The organism is Brucella tritici, assembly GCF_008932295.1.
In the GTDB taxonomy this organism is placed as follows: domain Bacteria; phylum Pseudomonadota; class Alphaproteobacteria; order Rhizobiales; family Rhizobiaceae; genus Brucella; species Brucella tritici.
In genome coordinates this window covers 185,027-203,027 of record NZ_WBWA01000002.1, presented here as the reverse complement: position 1 = coordinate 203,027, position 18,001 = coordinate 185,027, and the positions used below count along the sequence as shown (strand labels likewise).

The window sequence follows — 18,001 nt, the reverse complement described above, 5'->3', positions numbered from 1 at the left end:
TTGGGCGCAACATATTGACACGCCGTCCGCTAGTCAAGGCGGTGCAGGCATTGGTCCAGAAGGTTTTTTATCCAGAAAAATCAAATACTTAGTTATTGGTGCGACTCATTTTCCGACCAAAGGATCAGATTGGCCACATTATTGGCTAAAAAAACGGAATCGATTTTGGACGGTCGCACCCTGTTCGGGTGAGGCTGAAAGGCGGCCTTATGCGCCTGTTCGGCCTATTAGTCCGCTAACAAAAACGTGAGTTGAAACCGGTCGATCCCGCCAGTGCGCGAGAACGGAGCGATCAGCTCCATCCGCCGCCATAGGTCCGATAGAAAATGTGAAGGCCGATCTTGGCGACCTTCTTCATGGTCGGAGCCCAGAACGGGCGAACATAGGTCGCGTGGTAATGCGTGGCGGAACCGACTTCCGGTAGCCATATCTGACCGGCAGAGACAGTCTTTGCAACCTGCTGTGCCATGCGCCATTGCGGCATTTCGGTCACGCGGTGCTTCTGGCCGTCGCAGGCAAATGAAAACTGGCAGGCATTGAGCCAGTCGCGATTCTGGTAGACCACGCCGCAGATCGAGCCCGGATAAGCCGGGTTGCGCACGCGGTTGAGAACGACCTGCGCGACGGCAACCTGCCCCTTCACCGTTTCGCCGCGGGCTTCATAATAGACAGCTTCGGCAAGGCACGTCTGTTCGCTCTTGCTGAAAGCAGAAGGTGGCAACGGCGTTGCTGCCCATTCATGGTCCTTCTCGCCGATAGGCGGCACGAAGCGGCCTTCATCCGGCTGCGGCTTCAAAATGCTTTCGAAAGGCGATGTCTTGCCATAGTCCGGTGTCGCAGGCGCATAACCAAGGGCCAGCACGTCCGGCTGGTCATTGGTAATGAGCTTGGCAAGCTGGGTCGGCATTTCGGAGCGCGGCTTTGGCGGCTTGACCGCATGGAACGCCATGGTGATGGCGACTTCCTTGCCCTCCAGCTTGCTGGAGAAGGCCATTTTCGCGTCCGTCTTTTCCGGCGGACGCGTAATCATGCTGATCTTTTCGAACATGCTGCCGGCAGTGAAGGCCTTGGCGGGCGCCTTGGGCTTCACCGAGACAAGACGCCCCGTCTTGTCGGAGCGATTGATGCGGTTTTCGTCCGGGTTCGGATCATCCGGGCCGAGCTTGGCCGTCTTTTTGCCTCCGGACAGCGCAACACGACCGATGCCCGGCACTTCAATGCCGTTTGTCGCGATGCTGCCCGTTACAGTCGTTGCGTCCACAAACGGCATTTCGGCCTGATGCACGGAGCCGACCGGCGCCTTGGCGACGAAGGCAGTCCAGCGATGCGATCCCAGATCCGCCGACGGCACCAGGCTCGCCATGTCCTGAAAGGCAATCGCATTGGAATTGAAGAGATAGGTCATGGCTGCCAGAACCAGTGGCACCAGGCGATGCGGCTTATGAACTGTCTGGCGTGGCTTTGCCCTTACCGCGTAATAGCGCCCCTCCTCCGGGCAATAGCCCGCGACGGGATAATGCCACACCGGCTCGGCAACGGCCTTCCTTCGACCAAACAGCGCTCGTAAAGATACAAGACGCACCGCACACTCCACTCACACTGACTAAACTGATGCGGCGATAACGGAGTATTAACCTTGTCCGGCGGGTAGAGGACACGCTTGCGGCTCTGGCTAATACAGTCATTATCAGCAGCGCGTTAACCATGAACGAATATGGTTAATGCGGGGTTTAAGCAGTTTCAGCTTTGCGAAAACCGGATTGCTGTAGTGAGGAGGTGCATCATGGATAAGGTTACGGGTGGATGCCTGTGCGGCAATGTCCGCTTTGAAGCGTCAGGGCGGCCATATCGGGTCGGCATCTGCCATTGCCTTGACTGCCGCAAGCATCACGGAGCCCTGTTTCACGCTTCGGCGATATTTCCGGAAGCTGCGGTTACGGTCGAGGGAGAGACCCGTGACTATGCGGGGCGATTTTTCTGCCCCCGCTGCGGGTCGCCGGTTTTCGGACGCAGCGCAGATGAAGTCGAAGTCAATCTCGGGTCACTCGACGCAATCGACCAGTTCAAGCCGACCTATGAACTCTGGACCATCCGCCGCGAATCCTGGCTGCCACCATTCCCGGACACGAAGGGCTACGAACGCGACCGCGATGGGTCGAGCCGCTTCGAGGATTAGAGTGCATCCCGAAAAAAGTGAAACGCCTGGCTGCACAAGGAAATCAGTCCAGTGGATTGATTTCTGATTCTGCTTCGATCAGACCAAGATGCGCGGAAAAACAAATACAATATAGCACTCCCGACACTTCCATTTTATTTAAAGTGGAAATGCTTCTGGCGTCATCTTTTCTTTAATGACTAACGTTCTATTTGTGATGAAGATAGTATCGTCAAATTTTCGGGGAGGAAATTTATGCAGGTTTTGAAAATCGGGGTTATCGGGGTGGCGTTCAGTGCTTTTGCAATCATTGCCACAGCGCAAGCCGACGACTGCCAGAACGCCAGTTCGCAGTCCGCACTCAATGAATGCTATGGCAAAGCCTACAAGAAATCGGATGCCGAGCTGAACAAGATCTTCAAGACCTTGCAGCGCCGCGCCGACGATGCGGACCTGAAGAAAAAGCTGGTTCAGTCGCAACGGACATGGATCGCCTTTCGCGACGCCGAATGCGACATGCAGACAGTTGGTGGCGGCAGTATTTCCGGCATGGCCTATTCGATCTGCCTGTCCGACCTGACGGCGGAGCGCGTCAGCGACCTCAAGAAATATCTCAAATGCGAGGAAGGCGACAGCAACTGCCCCTTCCCCGCCGCCAGCAACTGATCAGTTCTGGCTCCCATAGGCGGCATCGAAGAATGCCTTTTCCAGTTCGACCGCTCGCCGGAAGAACTGCTGGCATTGTTCTGCCGCTGCCGGGCCGACCCTATCGAGTTCCGAGCGCAGGAAACCGACAAATTCCACGAAGTATGGATTGTCGTGCAGCGCGATCCATTCCGCGAAAATAAAATCGTCGGGCAGAGGCTTTGGCGCTTTTTCAGCCCAGTCGAGATAAAGCCATTCGGCAACGGTCAGCACCGACAGGCAGACCGCATAGGAGCCTGAACGCGCAGCTTCCAGCATCAGTTCCTTGAATGCAGCGGTTGGCGTCGCATCAGGTGTATCGAAACGCTCGGCGTCAGCGACTGCGAGTTTCGCAAAGGAGCGTTCGAAATAGGAGTTCTCATCGCTGCTGATCATGCCTATGAAACGGCCCAATGTCAGCTTGGCTTCCATCCTGTCGCAATTGACCAGCGTTCCACCCAGCAGTGACAGAAAGCAGTCGATAAAGCGATGATCCTGCACCAGATAGCGCGTCATGACATCAGGTGCGACCGTGCCCGTATAGATTTCACCGACGAGGCGATGGCCGACGGCTTGCGACCAGAATGGCTGGCTGTTCTCGCGCAAGCGTTCAGAGAAAGTTTCAAAAGTGCTGACTGACACGATGATCTCCATGTTTTGAACGGAAACCTATTCGGGCATTGCTTACTATTTTACTGACCAGCGTTCGATATCCGCGCTCTGCCCGATCAATGCGAGGCCGTTGGCGATGGAATCGAACTGGTTCGAGCTCGTCACCACGGCGTCGGGAAAGCGGTTTTCAAACACCGTACGGATGACCGGCACGAAAGATGTGCCGCCGGTCAGGAAAACACGGTCGATAGACGACGTTTCCAGCTCCGCTTTATCCACCGCCTGCTGCACCGACTGTTCAATCTGGCGCACATCGTCTGCGATCCAGTTTTCGAAATCGTTGCGTGTGATGTCGGAACGGATTTCGAAGTCGTCGGCCTTGAAGTGCAGTTCCGACATGCGCTGTGAGGAAAGACGCACCTTCAGGTCTGAAACGGCGCGGTATATCTCGTAACCGTAATCGTTCTCGATCAGGTTGATGAAATGTTCGAGGGGTTTTGGATCGACCGCTTGCCGGGCCAATTCGTCCAGATCGCGAATGGTCGCCGGAGAGTTCATCAGGAACAGCGTGTTCCAGCGCGCAAAATTTGCATAATAATGGTTCGGTATGGTCAGCCTTTTGCCGAAGGACTGGTACTCCGTACCCTTTCCGAGCAGCGGCGAAACGGCATTGTCGATGATGCGATAGTCGAACGTGTCGCCCGCAATGCCAAGACCCGTCTGGCTGAGCGGTGCGAAGCTGAGGCCATTCTTGCCCACTTCGAAGCGCACGATGGAAAAGTCGCTCGTACCGCCGCCGAAGTCGGCCACCAGAACGGTGGATGCAGCTTTCAGTTCCTGTGCATAGAAGTAAGCGGCAGCAACCGGCTCATAAACGTAGTGAAGATCGGTGAAGCCGAACGCCCGGAACGCTTTTTCATAGCGCTGCATGGCCAGCGCTTCATCCGGTGAAGCGCCCGCAAAGATCACCGGCCTGCCGATGACCACGCGATTGCCCTTTGGCGGCAGGCGATCGCCCAGCCGCGCGGCGACCGTTTCGAGGAAGGTCGTCAGAATATCCTCGAACTTGAAGCGCTTGCCGAAAACCGGCGTATCGGTGAAGGATTTCGATGCCGCGAATGTCTGAACGATTGCAGCATGCGCGTGGAATGCGGCGCATTGACGAATGCGTCCATCGCCCAAGGTCCGCTTTCAACAGTGCGCTCGCCGGTTTCGCGATCCTGCCAGAAGCAAAGGATCGAGCGATAGCCGGTAATCTCGGCGCCATCCTTCGGAACGCTCAGGACGACCGTGGTTCCGTCGGGTGCTGCCACTGACAGAACGGTGTTCGTCGTGCCGAAGTCGATGCCCAATGTCACGCCGTCAAAACGGCTCTGGTCAGCCTTCGTCATCACTACACCTTTTTTGGAGAAAACCGGGGAGCGGGCGAATTAGCAGCCGCGGAAGCCAAGCTCAACCCGAAAGTGCCTATTTAAACATTTGCTGCGATCACGATCTCAATTGCCCTGTCTAGATGAGAAGAATTTCCGGTCGCGCAAATGTTAATGAGTGTTTTTAAAGTTTACATGACCTCTTTCTTCTGCCTGTTAGGTTTCTGCGCCGCAACTGGAGTGGTTCGTCTTTCATTCACACCCCCCTGAACTGCTCCGCTTATTTGTTTTCACCGCCTTCACGTAACGCCAGATATTTTCTGTCTGGCTTCGCTATGCTCTAGGTTATCCAACAAATGAAAGCGATACTCATGGCGTTTCTCTCACGTACGGTTCTTGCCACTGTTCTCCTCTCGGCCAGTGCGCTTCCCCACGCCGCAAATGCTCAGGAGACGGCCAGTCAGCCGATAGCAAGCGGTTATCACAGCAGCGGTCAGGCCACCGCAGAAGTCAGCGGTGTCGTGGCAGATGGCGACAAGCTGACGGTCAAGGTTCGCTTCATCAACGCCAGAGAAGGCGGAAGTGTTTCCACTACGCTTTACACCGCGCTGTCGGACGAGGACTACGAGAATGACTACTATCTCCTCGCAGGCGACAAGAAATATCTTCTGCTGAAAGACTCCGAAGGCAAGCCGCTTGCTCCGGCGTCTGTTTCCTTGTTCGGCACGGGTCATGTGGTCGGTGTCTGGCACGGCGTCTTTCCTGCTCCACCGAAGGGCCAGAAGGTGACGCTCTATATCAAGGGGGTCGAGCCACTCGGACCGTTCGCGGTTCCCGCCGAATAGGGGGCGGCCATGACCAATCAGATCAAAGGCTGCATCGCTTTAGGGCTTGCCGTACTCTGCCTGCCGTCCATTGCGGCAGCGCAGACTACAAGCACCGACAACAGCGTCTATATTCGCGACCTGGTGCCCGAAATCCGTGATCTGGTTTCGGCATCGGGCAGCACCGATGGCAAGGCGCGTGGCCTGTCCGGTGCGGCACAGGAGATTGTCGAGAAGAGCGGCAATATCACCATGCGCGAAACCGATGACAGCATCGTCCTTTCCGTGACGAGCGATATTCTGTTCGATTTCGACAGCGCCAAACTGACTGGCAAAGCCAAGGCAACGCTGACCGATATTGCCAGAATATTGGAAAGCATGCCGGATTCCGCCGTCCGCGTGGTGGGCCATACGGATTCCAAAGGGTCCGACAGCTATAACGACAAGCTGTCGAAAAACCGCGCCGATGCGGTTACCAAGTTTCTCGTTGGCAATGGTGTCACATCTGCAAGGTTGAAGCCGGAAGGACGCGGCGAAAGCGAACCTGTCGCGCCCAACGAGATCAAGGGCAAGGACAATCCCGATGGTCGGGCGCAGAACCGGCGTGTCGAATTTGTGCTGCCTAAGGCGTGATGCCGTCTCACCCCTTCAAACAAAAAAGCCCGGAGCGATCCGGGCTTTTTCTCTCTATGGCGTTTATTTCTTTTTCTTCGCGCGGCCTGCGAACGGATTATCCGAAGTGCGCAATGAAAGCCTTATCGGCACACCTGGCATATCGAAAGTTTCACGCAGACCGTTGATGAGATAGCGCACATAGGATTGCGGCATCGCATCGGGGCGCGAGCAGGACACGACAAAGCCCGGCGGCCGGGTCTTCACCTGCGTCATATATTTGACCTTGAGGCGGCGCCCAGAAACTGCCGGTGGCGGCTGGTGCGCGATGACGCCTGCAAGCCAGCGGTTGAGGCGCCCGGTCGAAACGCGGCGGTTCCAGATTTCGTGGGTCTTGACGACATTCTCCATGAGCTTGTCGATACCCTGTCCGCGCTCGCCGGAAATCGGCACGGCGCGAAGCCCGCGCACCTGTGGCAGCAGGCGAGCCGTCTTTTCGTAAAGATCAGCCAGAACCATCTGGCGGTCCTCGATCAGATCCCATTTGTTGAACGCGATGATCGGCGCACGGCCTTCACGGATGATGAGATCGGCAATCTGCAGATCCTGTTTTTCAAACGGGATCGTCGCATCGAGAACGATGATGACGACTTCCGCAAAACGGATCGCACGCAGGCCGTCAGCTACCGAAAGCTTTTCGAGCTTTTCCTGCACGCGCGACTTGCGGCGCAGACCGGCGGTATCGAACAGCTTGATCTTGCGGCCACGCCATTCCCAATCCACCGAGATCGAGTCGCGGGTAATACCTGCTTCCGGTCCCGTCAGCAGGCGGTCTTCACCAAGCATCGTATTGATGAGCGTCGACTTGCCAGCATTGGGTCGGCCAACAATGGCTATCCGCAGCGGCTTGGTCGCATCATAGGCCGGGATTTCTTCTTCGTCCGGGTCTTCGATGTCGTCGCCGATCAATTCACCGACGGCTTTCGGCGTGAAGACCTCATCGGCAACTTCCTCTTCCTTCTCGTCGGCAAAGACACGCTCTTCGCCCAAGAGTTCGACAATGGCGTCGCGCAGGTCGGGCATTCCCTGACCGTGTTCGGCAGAGATCGGGCACGGTTCGCCAAGTCCAAGCTGGAAAGCGTCGTACATGCCGGACTGCGCGCCGCGCGCTTCCGCCTTGTTGGCGACCAGCACGACCGGCTTGCCGGAACGGCGCACCACTTCCGCGAAGGTGCTGTCGGTCGGCGTCAGGCCGTTCTTGGCATCGACCACGAAAAGGATCACGTCGGCTTCCTGAATGGCAGCCTCGGTCTGCGCGCGCATGCGGGCTTCCAGGCTGTCATTGGCAGCTTCTTCAAGACCTGCCGTGTCGATAACCTGAAACTTCAGATCGTAGAGCTTGGCATCGTGGATGCGCCGGTCGCGCGTGACGCCCGGCAGGTCATCGACCAGCGCCAGCTTGCGACCGACGAGGCGATTGAACAGCGTGGACTTGCCGACATTGGGACGCCCGACGATGGCGACTGTGAAACCCATGGGAGAAGATAACTCCAGAAACCAGAGCGGTTCCGCTTTCAACCGAAACGTGGAACCGCTCTATTTATTTATCTTGACGCGCATCTTGTCCGAAAACCGCTTCGCACTTTTCGGGATGCGCTTGTTTTATTATGTGCTTTGCGCGTCAGGCACGTTGACGCCTGCGCTGCGCATCAGATCGAGCATCGTATTGGAACGCTGGCGGATGTTGGCCGGAGCAAGACTGTCATTGGCAATCTGCTGGAACAGTTTGACCGCATCATCGAAACGCTCAGCCTTCCAGGCAGCCAGACCCAACGCTTCGCGCGCGCTTGAGCGCATCGGGTTGCCGTCTGCGGAAAGCGTTTCGACGCGCTTGGCGACGTCATCATACGAACCGTTGTCGACCAGCAGATAGCCGGCACGCAGGCGCGCGACATCGCGAAGCGGTGCAGGCACGGCATTATCGGCAGCGACGTCATCGAAAGCCTTCACGGCACCGGCGGCATCGCCCTTGTCCGCGAGAACCGATGCAGCGCGCAGGCGTGCCAGCACGGGATAGGAGCCGTAGCCGGTCTTCTCCAGATCGTCGAGCGCGGTCAGCGCTTCGTCGTTCTTGCCTTCCGAGGCGAGGTCCAGTGCGGCGAGGAACTTGTCACCGGAAGCGGAAGCCTTGCTGTCGACCCAGTGCTGATAGCCGACCCAGCCAGCCGTTCCCAGAACGATGGCCACAGCACCGCCGATCAACAGCGGACCGAAATTCCGCCAGATCTGCTTTGCCCGTTCCGAACGGATTTCCTCGTTTACCTCGCGAATGAAACTGTCGTCTGCCATGGACCTGCCACTAAAGCCAAATTGATGTTCATATTTGTTCGTTCTGGCGCTTTTAGTCGCATTTCGCGCCATATGTAAGACCCGTCTGCGAAATAAGCCTAAACACGTGTCACAAAGTGCATTTCGGTCCGACAATAGCCTTATTCAAGAACTAGTGGAACTGTTCCTCCCCCGCTTCGTTTCGTGAATCATGCGCTTTCTGTCCCCCCGCCCTGTTCTTATGTCCGCCTTGGTTCTGGCCACCTGCACTGCGCAGGCAGAACCAATGTCTGCAAAGCCGCAATATGTGCTGATTTCCTTCGATGGCGCACATGACAATGCGCTGTGGACCCGCTCGCGCAAGCTGGCGAAGAAGAACAATGCCCACTTCACCTATTTCCTCTCCTGCGTCTTCCTGTTGACCAAACAGGACCGGCGGGACTACAAGCCGCCTCACAAGCGGGCGGGTTCGTCCAATGTCGGCTTTGCGCTCAGCCGCGACGAAGTCGTCGCCCGCCTTGGCAATATCTGGCAGGCGCATCTGGAAGGAAACGAGATCGCCAGCCATGGTTGCGGCCATTTTGACGGCACCGACTGGTCGACCGCCGACTGGGACAAGGAGATCGAGGAATTCCGACGCATCACCGCTGACGCCTACAGGAATAACGGCATCGACGGCGAGCCGGAAGGCTGGCGCGATCTTGCGCTGAAGGGCATTGACGGTTTCCGAGCGCCCTATCTCGCCGCATCGAAGCCGGTGCAGGATGCGCTCAAGGCAAACGGGTTCCGCTATCAGGCGTCCTCCATCACACGCGGTCCCGAAGAGCCGACCCTTGCCGGTCAGTTTGCTTCTTTCGGATTGCCTCTTGTTCCGGAAGGCCCGTCACAACGTCCTATCGTGGCGATGGACTATAATCTTTATATCCGTCACTCGAAAGGCAAGGAAGCGCCGCAGCAATCGGCGGCTTTCGAGGAACGAGCCTACAAGGCATTCCGGGCGGCATTCGACAAGCAATATACCGGCGAGCGCATTCCGCTGCAGCTCGGCTTCCATTTCGTGCTGATGAATGACGGCGCCTATTGGCGCGCTATGGAACGGCTCGTAACGGAAGTCTGCACCAAGCCCGATGTCAAATGCACCACCTACAGCGATTATCTGGACAGTCTCGACAAAGATGCCGTCCATGCGGGCCAGAACAGATCTTAAACACCCTCTTTAAGTTGAGGGTGTCGTCTTCAGATTTGCCTGATCGAGCGACGGCAGCGGCTCGTCATGGATGACCGCCTCAAAGGCCCTCAGACGCTTGTAGATCGACAGCAACTCGATGATCGTCGTCCATGAATTGACGAGATACTGGAACGATCCCTGCACCTGCGAAAAGACATTGGTGATCTGGTTCATCAGGCCAAGCGTCAGCTTGCCAGCCACAATCGACGGAACAAGGATCAGGGTCGGGAAAATATTATCGGCCTGAATGTAGAAAATGCGGGCGACGTTGAAATAGACATAGTGAAAATAGAGCCGGAAATAATTGTGCCGGACATTGCGAAACAGTTCGCCGAGCGTGATCGGCTCCGCGCGATCCGCATGATCTTCGCCATAGACCAGTTCCTTGCGGTAAGCCGCTTCGACACGCTGATTGTTGAACTCCAGCCCCGGCAGCTTGATACCGACGAGCGCCAGAAATCCGGTGCCGAAAGCAGCCCAGAAAATCGCTGCCACGACCAGCGCATGCGGCACCATGCCAACCACCGGTAGCTCGCTGACCTTTTCTGAAAAACTGAACAGGACCGGCAGAAAGGCGATCAGCGTCATCACCGATTTGACGAGGCTGACACCGAGCTGTTCCAGCGTCGTGGAAAAGCGCATCGTGTCTTCCTGCACGCGCTGGGCCGCACCTTCAATGGAACGCAGTTTCGGCCAATGGCTGACATAGTATTCGTTCATCGCCGAACGCCAGCGGAAGATATAGTGGCTGACGAAGAACAGGCTCAGAACGCCGACCGTCACGCCGATAAAGGCAATCTCGGCGAAGGTGACCATGCTCCAGTAGAAATCGGAGGCGCTGACGGCTCCGGGCGTTGTCAGTGCCTTTTGAACCAGATCGTAGAAAGGTCCATACCAGGCATTGACCGCAACGCTGACCTGCACGCCGAAATAGGTGGTGAACAGGATCAAAGCCGATCCGAGTATCGACCAGCGCTGCCAGCGATGGGGTGAAAACCATGCCCAGAACAGGTAGAAAGCGAACGTCGCCACCGCGAAATAGATATAGAACCAGAGAAAAGGCGCCGACCAGAACAGGCTTGCACCGATGATCGGCGCCGCGTCGTGCGCCAGAGGCGGCAGACCGAATGTTGCGCCCAGCCTTTCCCCTCCTTCATACCAGCCGAACACCGCAAGCAGGCTCCAGACCAGCGCGGACCAGAAGAACAATTTCGGGCGAGGAAAGAATGACACAAACACTGAATTTCAGTCCGGCTTCGTGAGGTTTTTTTCATAAAACGCCGGTCTTTGCACCTTTACCAGTTAAATTCTTGTAAGGTTTCAGCTCTGTGATCTTGTCATGCGGCCCGCCATGATGCCAAGCACCGCGACGACGACCAGCGAAAGCGCTGCGGCCAGACTAGCCGAAGTAAACGAACCGGAGCGCTGCGCCATGAAGCCCGCAACCAGCGGGCCGACGATCTGGCCGATGCTGAAGCAGACCGTCATCCGCGCCAAAGCGCGTTTTGGCGAAGCCGGTGCGAGTGTGCGGGCGATCTGCAATCCGAACGCCGTCAATACCATGAAAGTGATGCCGAGAAGCGCACCACCCACCAGAGGCCCGAGCGGTGGAGCCAGCACTACGCTCGCGGCAACGCCGACAGCCTCCAGAATGGCCGTCAGGGCAAATGCATTGAAGAGGCCGAATTTTCTGGCAACCGGCGCCCACAGCCAGATCGAGGGCGCAGCCGTCAGGCCGGTCACTACCCACACAGCCGCTTCCATCAGCGGGCCACCATCGGTCGCGCGCACGATTGCAATGAGGAACGTGGCTGTTATCACATAGCCGAAGCCGAAAATGCCATAAGCCAGCGCCAGCGCGTTGAAGGCGAAGCTTTGGGGAAGCGGCGGTTCGCGCGTGCCGCTTTTGCCACCGACCGGCCCTTCCCTGACGAAAGCCGCAACGAGAACAGCCATCACAATGGTCAAAGCCGCAGCGCCGATCCAGTCGGCGCGCCAGTCGAGCCCGGCAAAACGGATCAGCGCCACAAGAACGGCAGACAGTGCAATGCCGCTGCCGACGCCGCCAAAATGCAGGGCGCCAAGCCCGGCTCTTTCCGCCGCAGTAACATGGCTTAGAACGATTGCGGTGCAAAGGATCATGGTCACCGCACTGATGAAACCCGCTGCAAAACGGATGATGGAGAACAGCCAGACGCCGCCGAAGAGCGCCATGGCAGCGCACAGCAATCCGCTGACGATAAGGCCCGCGATCACACTTTTCCGTTCGATGCCCGCAGACCATCCATAACCGGCGACGACGGCCCCCAGCAGATAGCCGATATAATTTGCCGATGCGATGAAACCCGCATCGGCGGTGGTGAAGCCAACATCGGCCATCATTCCCGGCAGGATCGGCGTATAGATGAAACGCCCGATCCCCATGGCTGCTGCCATGGCCAGAAAACCGCCGAAAGCATAACGGACAGCAGTGCGATGTTGTGAAGATGCAGGCTTGGTCATTTCCAGGGAGGTCTCGGTCATCAGCGGGAAAATAAACCTCAATCATCCAGGGACAATTGAATTTTTCTGATCGGATCGATCACGCGGATTGAGGCTGCAACCACAGAGTTGGATTTGAACTCTACCGAAGCAGACCTACAATAGATTGAATACACTCTCTTGATGGAGGATCAGGATGAATAGATCGGGACTATCCGTTTGTCTGTTAGCCACCGTTACAATCGCCGCCACAGGTACCGTTCAGGCGCAGGAACTGAAGACGATGGACGATGTCGGCAGTGCACTGAACGCCTGCTGGTCCCCACCTTCGGACAGCAAAAATTCTGCCGTTACCCTCAGCTTCAGCTTCAAACGTGACGGAAGTCTGATTGGACCTCCTCGCGCCAGCGCGATCAACGTTCAGGGTGACGACAAGGCGAGAAAGGCGTTCGTCAATGCTGCAATTGAGGCGGTTGAAAAATGCACGCCGCTGAAACTTGCGCCATCACTTGCGCAGGGTATCGGCGGAAATGTCTTCACCATGCAGTTTCATTCATCTGATTAATCGAGGCGTCTGTTTTCAAGTAAGGTCTTGCGAATCGCATAAGTGAGTGCTTATGTGATTGCATGAATGAGAATGATGTATTCAGGGCACTTGCCGACCCGACCCGCCGGATGATTTTCGAGAAGCTGGCATCGGGCAGCATGAATGCCAGTGCACTACGGGAGGGCGTGGAAATCAGCCAGCCCGCCATGTCGCAGCATCTGGCCGTGTTGCGCGGTGCGGGACTGGTGCGTGAGGAACGCCAGGGGCGCTTCGTCAATTACGAAGTCGATCCGAACGGACTGACGCTCATCGCCAACTGGCTCGCGAAATATCGCATCTATTGGCCGGAACGTATCGACGCTCTCAAAACCTTGCTGAAGGATATGGACCAATGACCGACCGGCAGGAAGAAGCACCCGAAAAAGCCATCGAGCTTGAATATGAGTTGGATGCCGCGCCGCAGAAAGTTTGGCGCGCAATCAGCATTCCGGAGTTTCGCGAAAACTGGCTTCCATCCGAAGCATTGGCCGATCCGGAGCCTGCATCCTGCAAGCCCGGTGAGGAGATCAGCTACCGGATGCGGGAAAGCGAACCGCCCTTTCTGGAAAGCATGATCACGTTCCGCATTGTACCGGGCATTTCCGGCGGCACCTGTCTGCGCGTCTTCCATGAACTGAACGACACTCGCCTGAAGCGCACTGCGGCAGTTGCCGCCAACAGCAACCGGGCGCCGATGATGCGCGCCGCTTGACCGCCTGACGCTCTGAAACTCTAGAAAAAAGAGGAGTTCGCCGATGCGCGAAACCATGCAACTCGTCCCTATGGTCGTGGAACAGTCGAGCCGAGGCGAACGGTCATTCGATATCTATTCGCGTCTGCTGCGCGAAAGGATCATCTTTCTCAATGGCGAAGTGAATGACACCGTATCCGCGCTTATCTGCGCACAATTGCTGTTTCTGGAAGCGGAAAATTCCAAACAGCCGATCAATCTCTATATCAACTCGCCGGGCGGCGTTGTGACCAGCGGCCTCGCGATCTATGACACGATGCGCTATGTCCGTGCACCCGTGCACACGCTTTGCATGGGGACGGCCCGCTCGATGGGCTCCTTCCTGCTGATGGCGGGAGAGCCCGGTCATCGCGCTGCCCTTCCCAACGCAAACCTGCTTGTTCACCAGCCTTCCGGTGGCTTTCAGGGGCAGGCATCGGACATCTTCATCCATGCGGAGGAAGCACAACGAACCAAGAGGTTGATGACGCGTCTTTATGCCGAACATTGCGGTCGGACCTATGAAGAGGTGGAACGCGCCCTTGACCGCGATAATTTCATGACTGCGGAGGCAGGTCTCGAATGGGGGTTGATCGACCGCATACTGGAACGGCGTGAAGTTTCAGCGGCGTGACGTCTTTCTGCAGCAGCAGTGTGCGCCCACCTATGCTGCAGTTGGCTTTTCTTCAGTCTTCCTTCCGGCGATAGGAATGCTATCCGGCAGATCGGAATGCAGGAAGTGCAGCAGCGTATCCTGAACCGATATCAGCCGGTGCGCGCTATCGCGCCAGCCGAATGGAATATCGTTTGGCATGGGCGGGACCCGGCCTGGTTCCTGCCCCTCCTCCAGTTCACAATTGGCGATGACAATCTGCAAGGCTTCCACCAGCCAGCGCGGCGGTGGGGCCTCCTTCTTTCGCAGCGCATTGCCCAGCGCTTCGCCGAACAGCAGCGCCGATGCATAAAGACGAATGCCGCGCCGGTCATACCGGCCCGCCATTTCCGTGACCTCACGCGCCACCAGTCGCCCGCGCAACGACCAGCGCGCATTGCTGCGTGCCAATGCGATACCGTCGCCCAATGCGATCACCGCCCGATGCGCCGATGTGAACTGGTTGATTGCGCTTTGTGCCCGCACAGGGTCCTGCTTTTCCAGTGCCACCGCCGATTGTTTCAGGCCTTTTGCGAGGCGGTCGAGCAGGCCGCGAGCGGCCTTATCAATCAAAAGCAGGGGACTTGGCGTCATCAATATCTGGCTGAATAGCAGGCCTACCCCGGCTCCCACCAGAACATCGACCAGCCGCGTAACGCCTGCGACCTGCGGCCCCATGGCGAGAACCAGTATCGCCGAAACGCCCGACTGGATGGCAATTGCCGGGGCCATGCCGAAAGAGGTCGCCAGAACCATGGCAACGAATGTCACTATGCTTGTGTGGAAGACCGGCACCGTTTCGGGCAAGAGCAGAGAAAGCTCGCCGACCAGCACGCCTGTCGTGACGCCGACCATCACCCCTATCGCCTGCTTGCCATGGTTGGGCAGGTTCGGCGCCAGGCAGATTACCGCCGTGACCATCGCAAAGACAGGTTTCGGCTGGCCCAGCGCCAACTGGCAGATCAGCCATGCGACACCGCCTGCGAAGGAAGCGATCAGAGAATCGCGCCAGCTTGCAGACCATTGCTGAACGACCATATTCGCGCGCTGCCGCATAGATCTCTCCATCTGCTTATCGGCAGCTATCTATGGCAGTGCTCCTCCACCTCAAGGTTTGAAGAAGTTTTCATACTGATCCGGCTTGAAACCGACCGTCAGCTTTCCATCCTTGTCGAGAACCGGACGCTTGACCATGGATGGCTGCGCCAGCATCAGTGCCCGCGCCTTGGCGGCATCGACGTTCTGGCGTTCTTCCTCGGGCAGTTTGCGAAACGTCGTTCCGGCCCGGTTGAGCAACTGTTCCCACGGAACGCTTTTCAGAAAGCGGTCGAGCGTTTCGCCGTCGAGTCCTTCCTTTTTGTAATCGTGAAATCCGTAATCAATGCCATGGTCTTCAAGCCAGGTGCGCGCCTTCTTCATGGTGTCGCAGTTCTTGATACCGTAGATGGTCACGCTCATATCCGACTCCTTTGATCGTTTAGAGCGTGATGTTTTCAAGTTGAACCATAATCCCGCTCGAAACTTTTTGTTTGAGCATGTTTTTACCCGAAAACCGGTTCCCACTTTTCGGAATCATGCTCTAGCCGCGATCAAAGGCGATCGAAACGCCGGTTTCAACCTCTAAAGCGTGTCGCATCTTACCATATTCACACAACACGCTTTAAGCTTTTGTTTTCTTGCATGTCTTTATCCCATCGTAGCGGGCCCAGAAATCAGTCCAGTGGACTGATTTCCCCGCGAGGGCGGTTCCCACTTTGAGGAGACATGCTTTATCTGGAATCGTGAAAGATTATGCCCAGCGTATGCCGCTGGCCGGAACGGATGCGGCTAACACCGTGCCGCATCTTGACGCGATAATCGCCGCGCGTGCCCTGCATTGGACGGTCATTAACCGCGAAAACCACGCCGTCGCCCTGCCGGAGCGGCACGACTTCCGCACGGCTCTGCATCCGGGGGCGCTGTTCGGTCAGCACGAATTCCCCGCCCGTAAAATCCTTCTCAGGTTCGGAAAGCAAAATCGCAACCTGCAACGGAAATGCGATATCGCCGTAAATATCCTGATGCAGGCAATTATAGTCGCCCTCGACATATTGCAGGATGAGCGGTGTCGGACGGGTCTGCCCTGCCGCGTGGCACCAGTCCAGAAATTCGTCATGGGTCGGAGGAAAACGGATATCCGATCCCAGTCTCTCACTCCATCGATTGGCTATGGGCGCAAGCTGCGGATAGAGCTTCTGGCGCAGATTCCAAATTAAGGCCGGAATGGGATTTGCGTAATATTTGTATTCTCCGCGCCCAAAACCGTGTTTTCGCATCGCAATAACGGTTCGAAATGCGGCCAGATTGTAGTAGCTGGCGGCCAATTCACGGCACTCTTGTGACGAAATTATGTTTTCGAGGATTGTGGCGCCGAACTCATCCAGTTCGGCGCCGATTTTTTGCCAGTCATAGGCAGGGATGTTTCCGGCCTGTGAGGGTTCATTTCTGTTCATGCCTGGCTCTCCCGCTTCAGGAGATCACGCTTGCGCTCGACGCCCCAGCGATAGCCGGAGAGACCGCCATCGTTGCGCACGACCCGGTGGCACGGAACCGCGACAGCAATCTTGTTGGCCGCGCAGGCCTGCGCCACAGCGCGTACCGATTTCGACGCGCCTATCCGTTCGGCAATTTCAGTGTAACTAACTGTTTTACCCGCAGGAATTTCGCGCAAGGCCTGCCAGACGCGCTGCTGGAAAGCGGTTCCCTGCAGATCGAGCGGCAGGTCGAGACCGACACGTGGCGCTTCGACAAAGCCGACCACTTCCGCCACCATATCCTCGAACTCACGGTCCGCACCAATGAGATTGGCCTGCGGAAACCGCTTTTCCAGATCGCGGATCAGTTCTTCCGGGTCATCGCCCATCAGAATAGCGCAGACGCCCTTGTCGCTTGCAGCCACCAGCACCGCCCCGAGCGCCGACTGGCCGATGGCAAAGCGGATCTCCGCATTCTTGCCACCCTGCTTGTAAGCCTTTGGAGTCATTCCCAAAATCCTGTCCGAAGCCTCATAAAAGCGGCTGCTGGAATTGTAACCGGCATCATAGATCGCGTCAGTTACGCGGATTTCCGGCGCATCAAGCGCCGCCCGCATTTTCCTCGCGCGATGCGCATCGGCATAGGCTTTCGGGGTCAGTCCTGTGAACTCCTTGAATACACGATGAAAATGCGCAGGGCTCGCCTTCACGTGCGCTGCTATTTCTTCAAGCGAAGGCACTTCTTCCGCCGTCTCGATGAAGCGGCAGGCACTCGCAACCATATCGGCGTAACGGGTGCTGTTCTGCGTTGCCAATGTCTCGGACAGATGCGGCTTGCAGCGCATGCATGGCCGGAAGCCAGCGCGTTCCGCATCCTCGCAGACGTCGAAGAACTGCACATTTTCGCGCTTTCCACGCCGCGATGGGCATGATGGACGGCAATAAACGCCTGTAGTGCGCACGGCGTAGACAAATGTACCGTCCGACGCCTTGTCGCGGTCGAGTACCTTTTGCCAGCGATTTTCGTCAGGGTCGTGGGTCTTCATGGTCATAAGGTTCATGTCCGTATTCCTTCAATATGAGCATGAAGGAAGGCTAATGCCACCGCCTCGAAGCTACACTCCGCTGCTTGCTTTCAAATTCGAAACAGCGCCGTTGCACAGTCTGTTCACAAATAAGGATCATGCAAGCTTCCTGCTTTTATACCATGATATGAAAGGTAAACA

The 18,001-nt window shown here is 56.9% G+C and carries 19 protein-coding genes and 1 pseudogene; 9 read left to right on the top strand and 11 right to left on the bottom strand.

The features are described 5' to 3' along the window. Window positions 1-292: 292 nt before the first annotated feature. On the bottom strand, window positions 293-1,582 hold the full coding sequence (locus F9K91_RS03130; RefSeq protein ID WP_151554281.1) for a cell wall hydrolase: 1,290 nt from the start codon (window positions 1,580-1,582) through the stop codon (window positions 293-295). 201 nt (window positions 1,583-1,783) lie between these two features. On the opposite strand from F9K91_RS03130, the gene F9K91_RS03125 reads away from it, so the two are divergent. Further along, window positions 1,784-2,176, top strand: coding sequence for a GFA family protein (locus F9K91_RS03125; protein ID WP_151554282.1), 393 nt, complete (start codon window positions 1,784-1,786; stop codon window positions 2,174-2,176). A 234-nt stretch (window positions 2,177-2,410) separates the two neighbouring features. Then, window positions 2,411-2,821 carry a lysozyme inhibitor LprI family protein gene (locus F9K91_RS03120; protein ID WP_151554283.1) on the top strand — a complete coding sequence of 137 codons (411 nt, stop codon included), beginning with the start codon at window positions 2,411-2,413 and terminating at the stop codon, window positions 2,819-2,821. On the opposite strand, the gene F9K91_RS03115 is transcribed toward F9K91_RS03120, so the two are convergent. Both F9K91_RS03115 and F9K91_RS03110 read right to left on the bottom strand, forming a co-directional pair. Next, window positions 2,822-3,493 (bottom strand): TenA family protein, encoded by a 672-nt coding sequence (locus F9K91_RS03115; protein ID WP_151554284.1) that lies wholly within the window; start codon window positions 3,491-3,493, stop codon window positions 2,822-2,824. It lies immediately after the preceding gene. A 33-nt stretch (window positions 3,494-3,526) separates the two neighbouring features. Further along, window positions 3,527-4,842 (bottom strand): annotated as a pseudogene (locus tag F9K91_RS03110) (Hsp70 family protein). A gap of 335 nt (window positions 4,843-5,177) precedes the next feature. Between F9K91_RS03110 and F9K91_RS03105 the strand changes: the two are divergent. Both F9K91_RS03105 and F9K91_RS03100 read left to right on the top strand, forming a co-directional pair. Continuing rightward, window positions 5,178-5,666: a hypothetical protein gene (locus F9K91_RS03105; RefSeq protein ID WP_151651697.1), complete on the top strand. Its 489-nt coding sequence runs from the start codon at window positions 5,178-5,180 to the stop codon at window positions 5,664-5,666. A 9-nt stretch (window positions 5,667-5,675) separates the two neighbouring features. Continuing rightward, window positions 5,676-6,278, top strand: a complete 603-nt coding sequence (locus F9K91_RS03100) for an OmpA family protein (protein WP_151554287.1) — start codon at window positions 5,676-5,678, stop codon at window positions 6,276-6,278. Window positions 6,279-6,341: 63 nt separating this feature from the next. Here F9K91_RS03100 and der read toward each other — a convergent pair whose 3' ends face one another. Next, window positions 6,342-7,793: a ribosome biogenesis GTPase Der gene (der, locus tag F9K91_RS03095; protein ID WP_010658311.1), complete on the bottom strand. Its 1,452-nt coding sequence runs from the start codon at window positions 7,791-7,793 to the stop codon at window positions 6,342-6,344. Window positions 7,794-7,922: 129 nt separating this feature from the next. Further along, window positions 7,923-8,606 carry a tetratricopeptide repeat protein gene (locus tag F9K91_RS03090; protein ID WP_061345075.1) on the bottom strand — a complete coding sequence of 228 codons (684 nt, stop codon included), beginning with the start codon at window positions 8,604-8,606 and terminating at the stop codon, window positions 7,923-7,925. 190 nt (window positions 8,607-8,796) lie between these two features. Here F9K91_RS03090 and F9K91_RS03085 point away from each other — a divergent pair, with 190 nt between their 5' ends. After that, entirely contained in the window at window positions 8,797-9,792 is a 996-nt protein-coding gene (locus F9K91_RS03085) for a polysaccharide deacetylase family protein (RefSeq protein ID WP_151651698.1), read from the top strand. Between the two features lie 9 nt (window positions 9,793-9,801). Here F9K91_RS03085 and sbmA read toward each other — a convergent pair whose 3' ends face one another. Continuing rightward, window positions 9,802-11,052: a peptide antibiotic transporter SbmA gene (gene sbmA, locus F9K91_RS03080; protein ID WP_151651699.1), complete on the bottom strand. Its 1,251-nt coding sequence runs from the start codon at window positions 11,050-11,052 to the stop codon at window positions 9,802-9,804. An 81-nt stretch (window positions 11,053-11,133) separates the two neighbouring features. Continuing rightward, window positions 11,134-12,315 carry a YbfB/YjiJ family MFS transporter gene (locus tag F9K91_RS03075; protein WP_151554428.1) on the bottom strand — a complete coding sequence of 394 codons (1,182 nt, stop codon included), beginning with the start codon at window positions 12,313-12,315 and terminating at the stop codon, window positions 11,134-11,136. Between the two features lie 175 nt (window positions 12,316-12,490). Between F9K91_RS03075 and F9K91_RS03070 the strand changes: the two genes are divergently transcribed. The 4 genes from F9K91_RS03070 (at window position 12,491) to F9K91_RS03055 (ending at window position 14,244) form a co-directional block, all read left to right on the top strand. Further along, the gene (locus F9K91_RS03070; RefSeq protein ID WP_151554290.1) at window positions 12,491-12,859 is read left to right on the top strand and encodes a hypothetical protein; all 369 of its coding nucleotides are present in this window, start codon (window positions 12,491-12,493) and stop codon (window positions 12,857-12,859) included. Window positions 12,860-12,921: 62 nt separating this feature from the next. Further along, a complete protein-coding gene (locus tag F9K91_RS03065) occupies window positions 12,922-13,236 on the top strand; it encodes an ArsR/SmtB family transcription factor (protein WP_151651701.1) in 315 nt (104 codons plus the stop codon). After that, the gene (locus F9K91_RS03060; protein WP_151677158.1) at window positions 13,233-13,592 is read left to right on the top strand and encodes an SRPBCC family protein; all 360 of its coding nucleotides are present in this window, start codon (window positions 13,233-13,235) and stop codon (window positions 13,590-13,592) included. Before F9K91_RS03065 ends, F9K91_RS03060 begins: the two co-directional genes overlap by 4 nt. A gap of 43 nt (window positions 13,593-13,635) precedes the next feature. Then, a complete protein-coding gene (locus F9K91_RS03055; RefSeq protein ID WP_012090764.1) occupies window positions 13,636-14,244 on the top strand; it encodes an ATP-dependent Clp protease proteolytic subunit in 609 nt (202 codons plus the stop codon). Window positions 14,245-14,274: 30 nt separating this feature from the next. Here the strand turns inward: F9K91_RS03055 and F9K91_RS03050 are convergent, their stop codons facing one another. The 4 genes from F9K91_RS03050 to ada form a co-directional block, all read right to left on the bottom strand. After that, window positions 14,275-15,318: an FUSC family protein gene (locus tag F9K91_RS03050; protein WP_061345068.1), complete on the bottom strand. Its 1,044-nt coding sequence runs from the start codon at window positions 15,316-15,318 to the stop codon at window positions 14,275-14,277. A 51-nt stretch (window positions 15,319-15,369) separates the two neighbouring features. Beyond that, window positions 15,370-15,720 (bottom strand): ArsC family reductase, encoded by a 351-nt coding sequence (locus tag F9K91_RS03045; protein WP_061345067.1) that lies wholly within the window; start codon window positions 15,718-15,720, stop codon window positions 15,370-15,372. Between the two features lie 311 nt (window positions 15,721-16,031). Further along, on the bottom strand, window positions 16,032-16,754 hold the full coding sequence (locus tag F9K91_RS03040; RefSeq protein ID WP_151554293.1) for a 2OG-Fe(II) oxygenase: 723 nt from the start codon (window positions 16,752-16,754) through the stop codon (window positions 16,032-16,034). Further along, a complete protein-coding gene (gene ada / locus F9K91_RS03035; RefSeq protein WP_151651704.1) occupies window positions 16,751-17,836 on the bottom strand; it encodes a bifunctional DNA-binding transcriptional regulator/O6-methylguanine-DNA methyltransferase Ada in 1,086 nt (361 codons plus the stop codon). The genes F9K91_RS03040 and ada overlap by 4 nt, the downstream gene beginning before the upstream one ends. Window positions 17,837-18,001 lie beyond the last annotated feature (165 nt).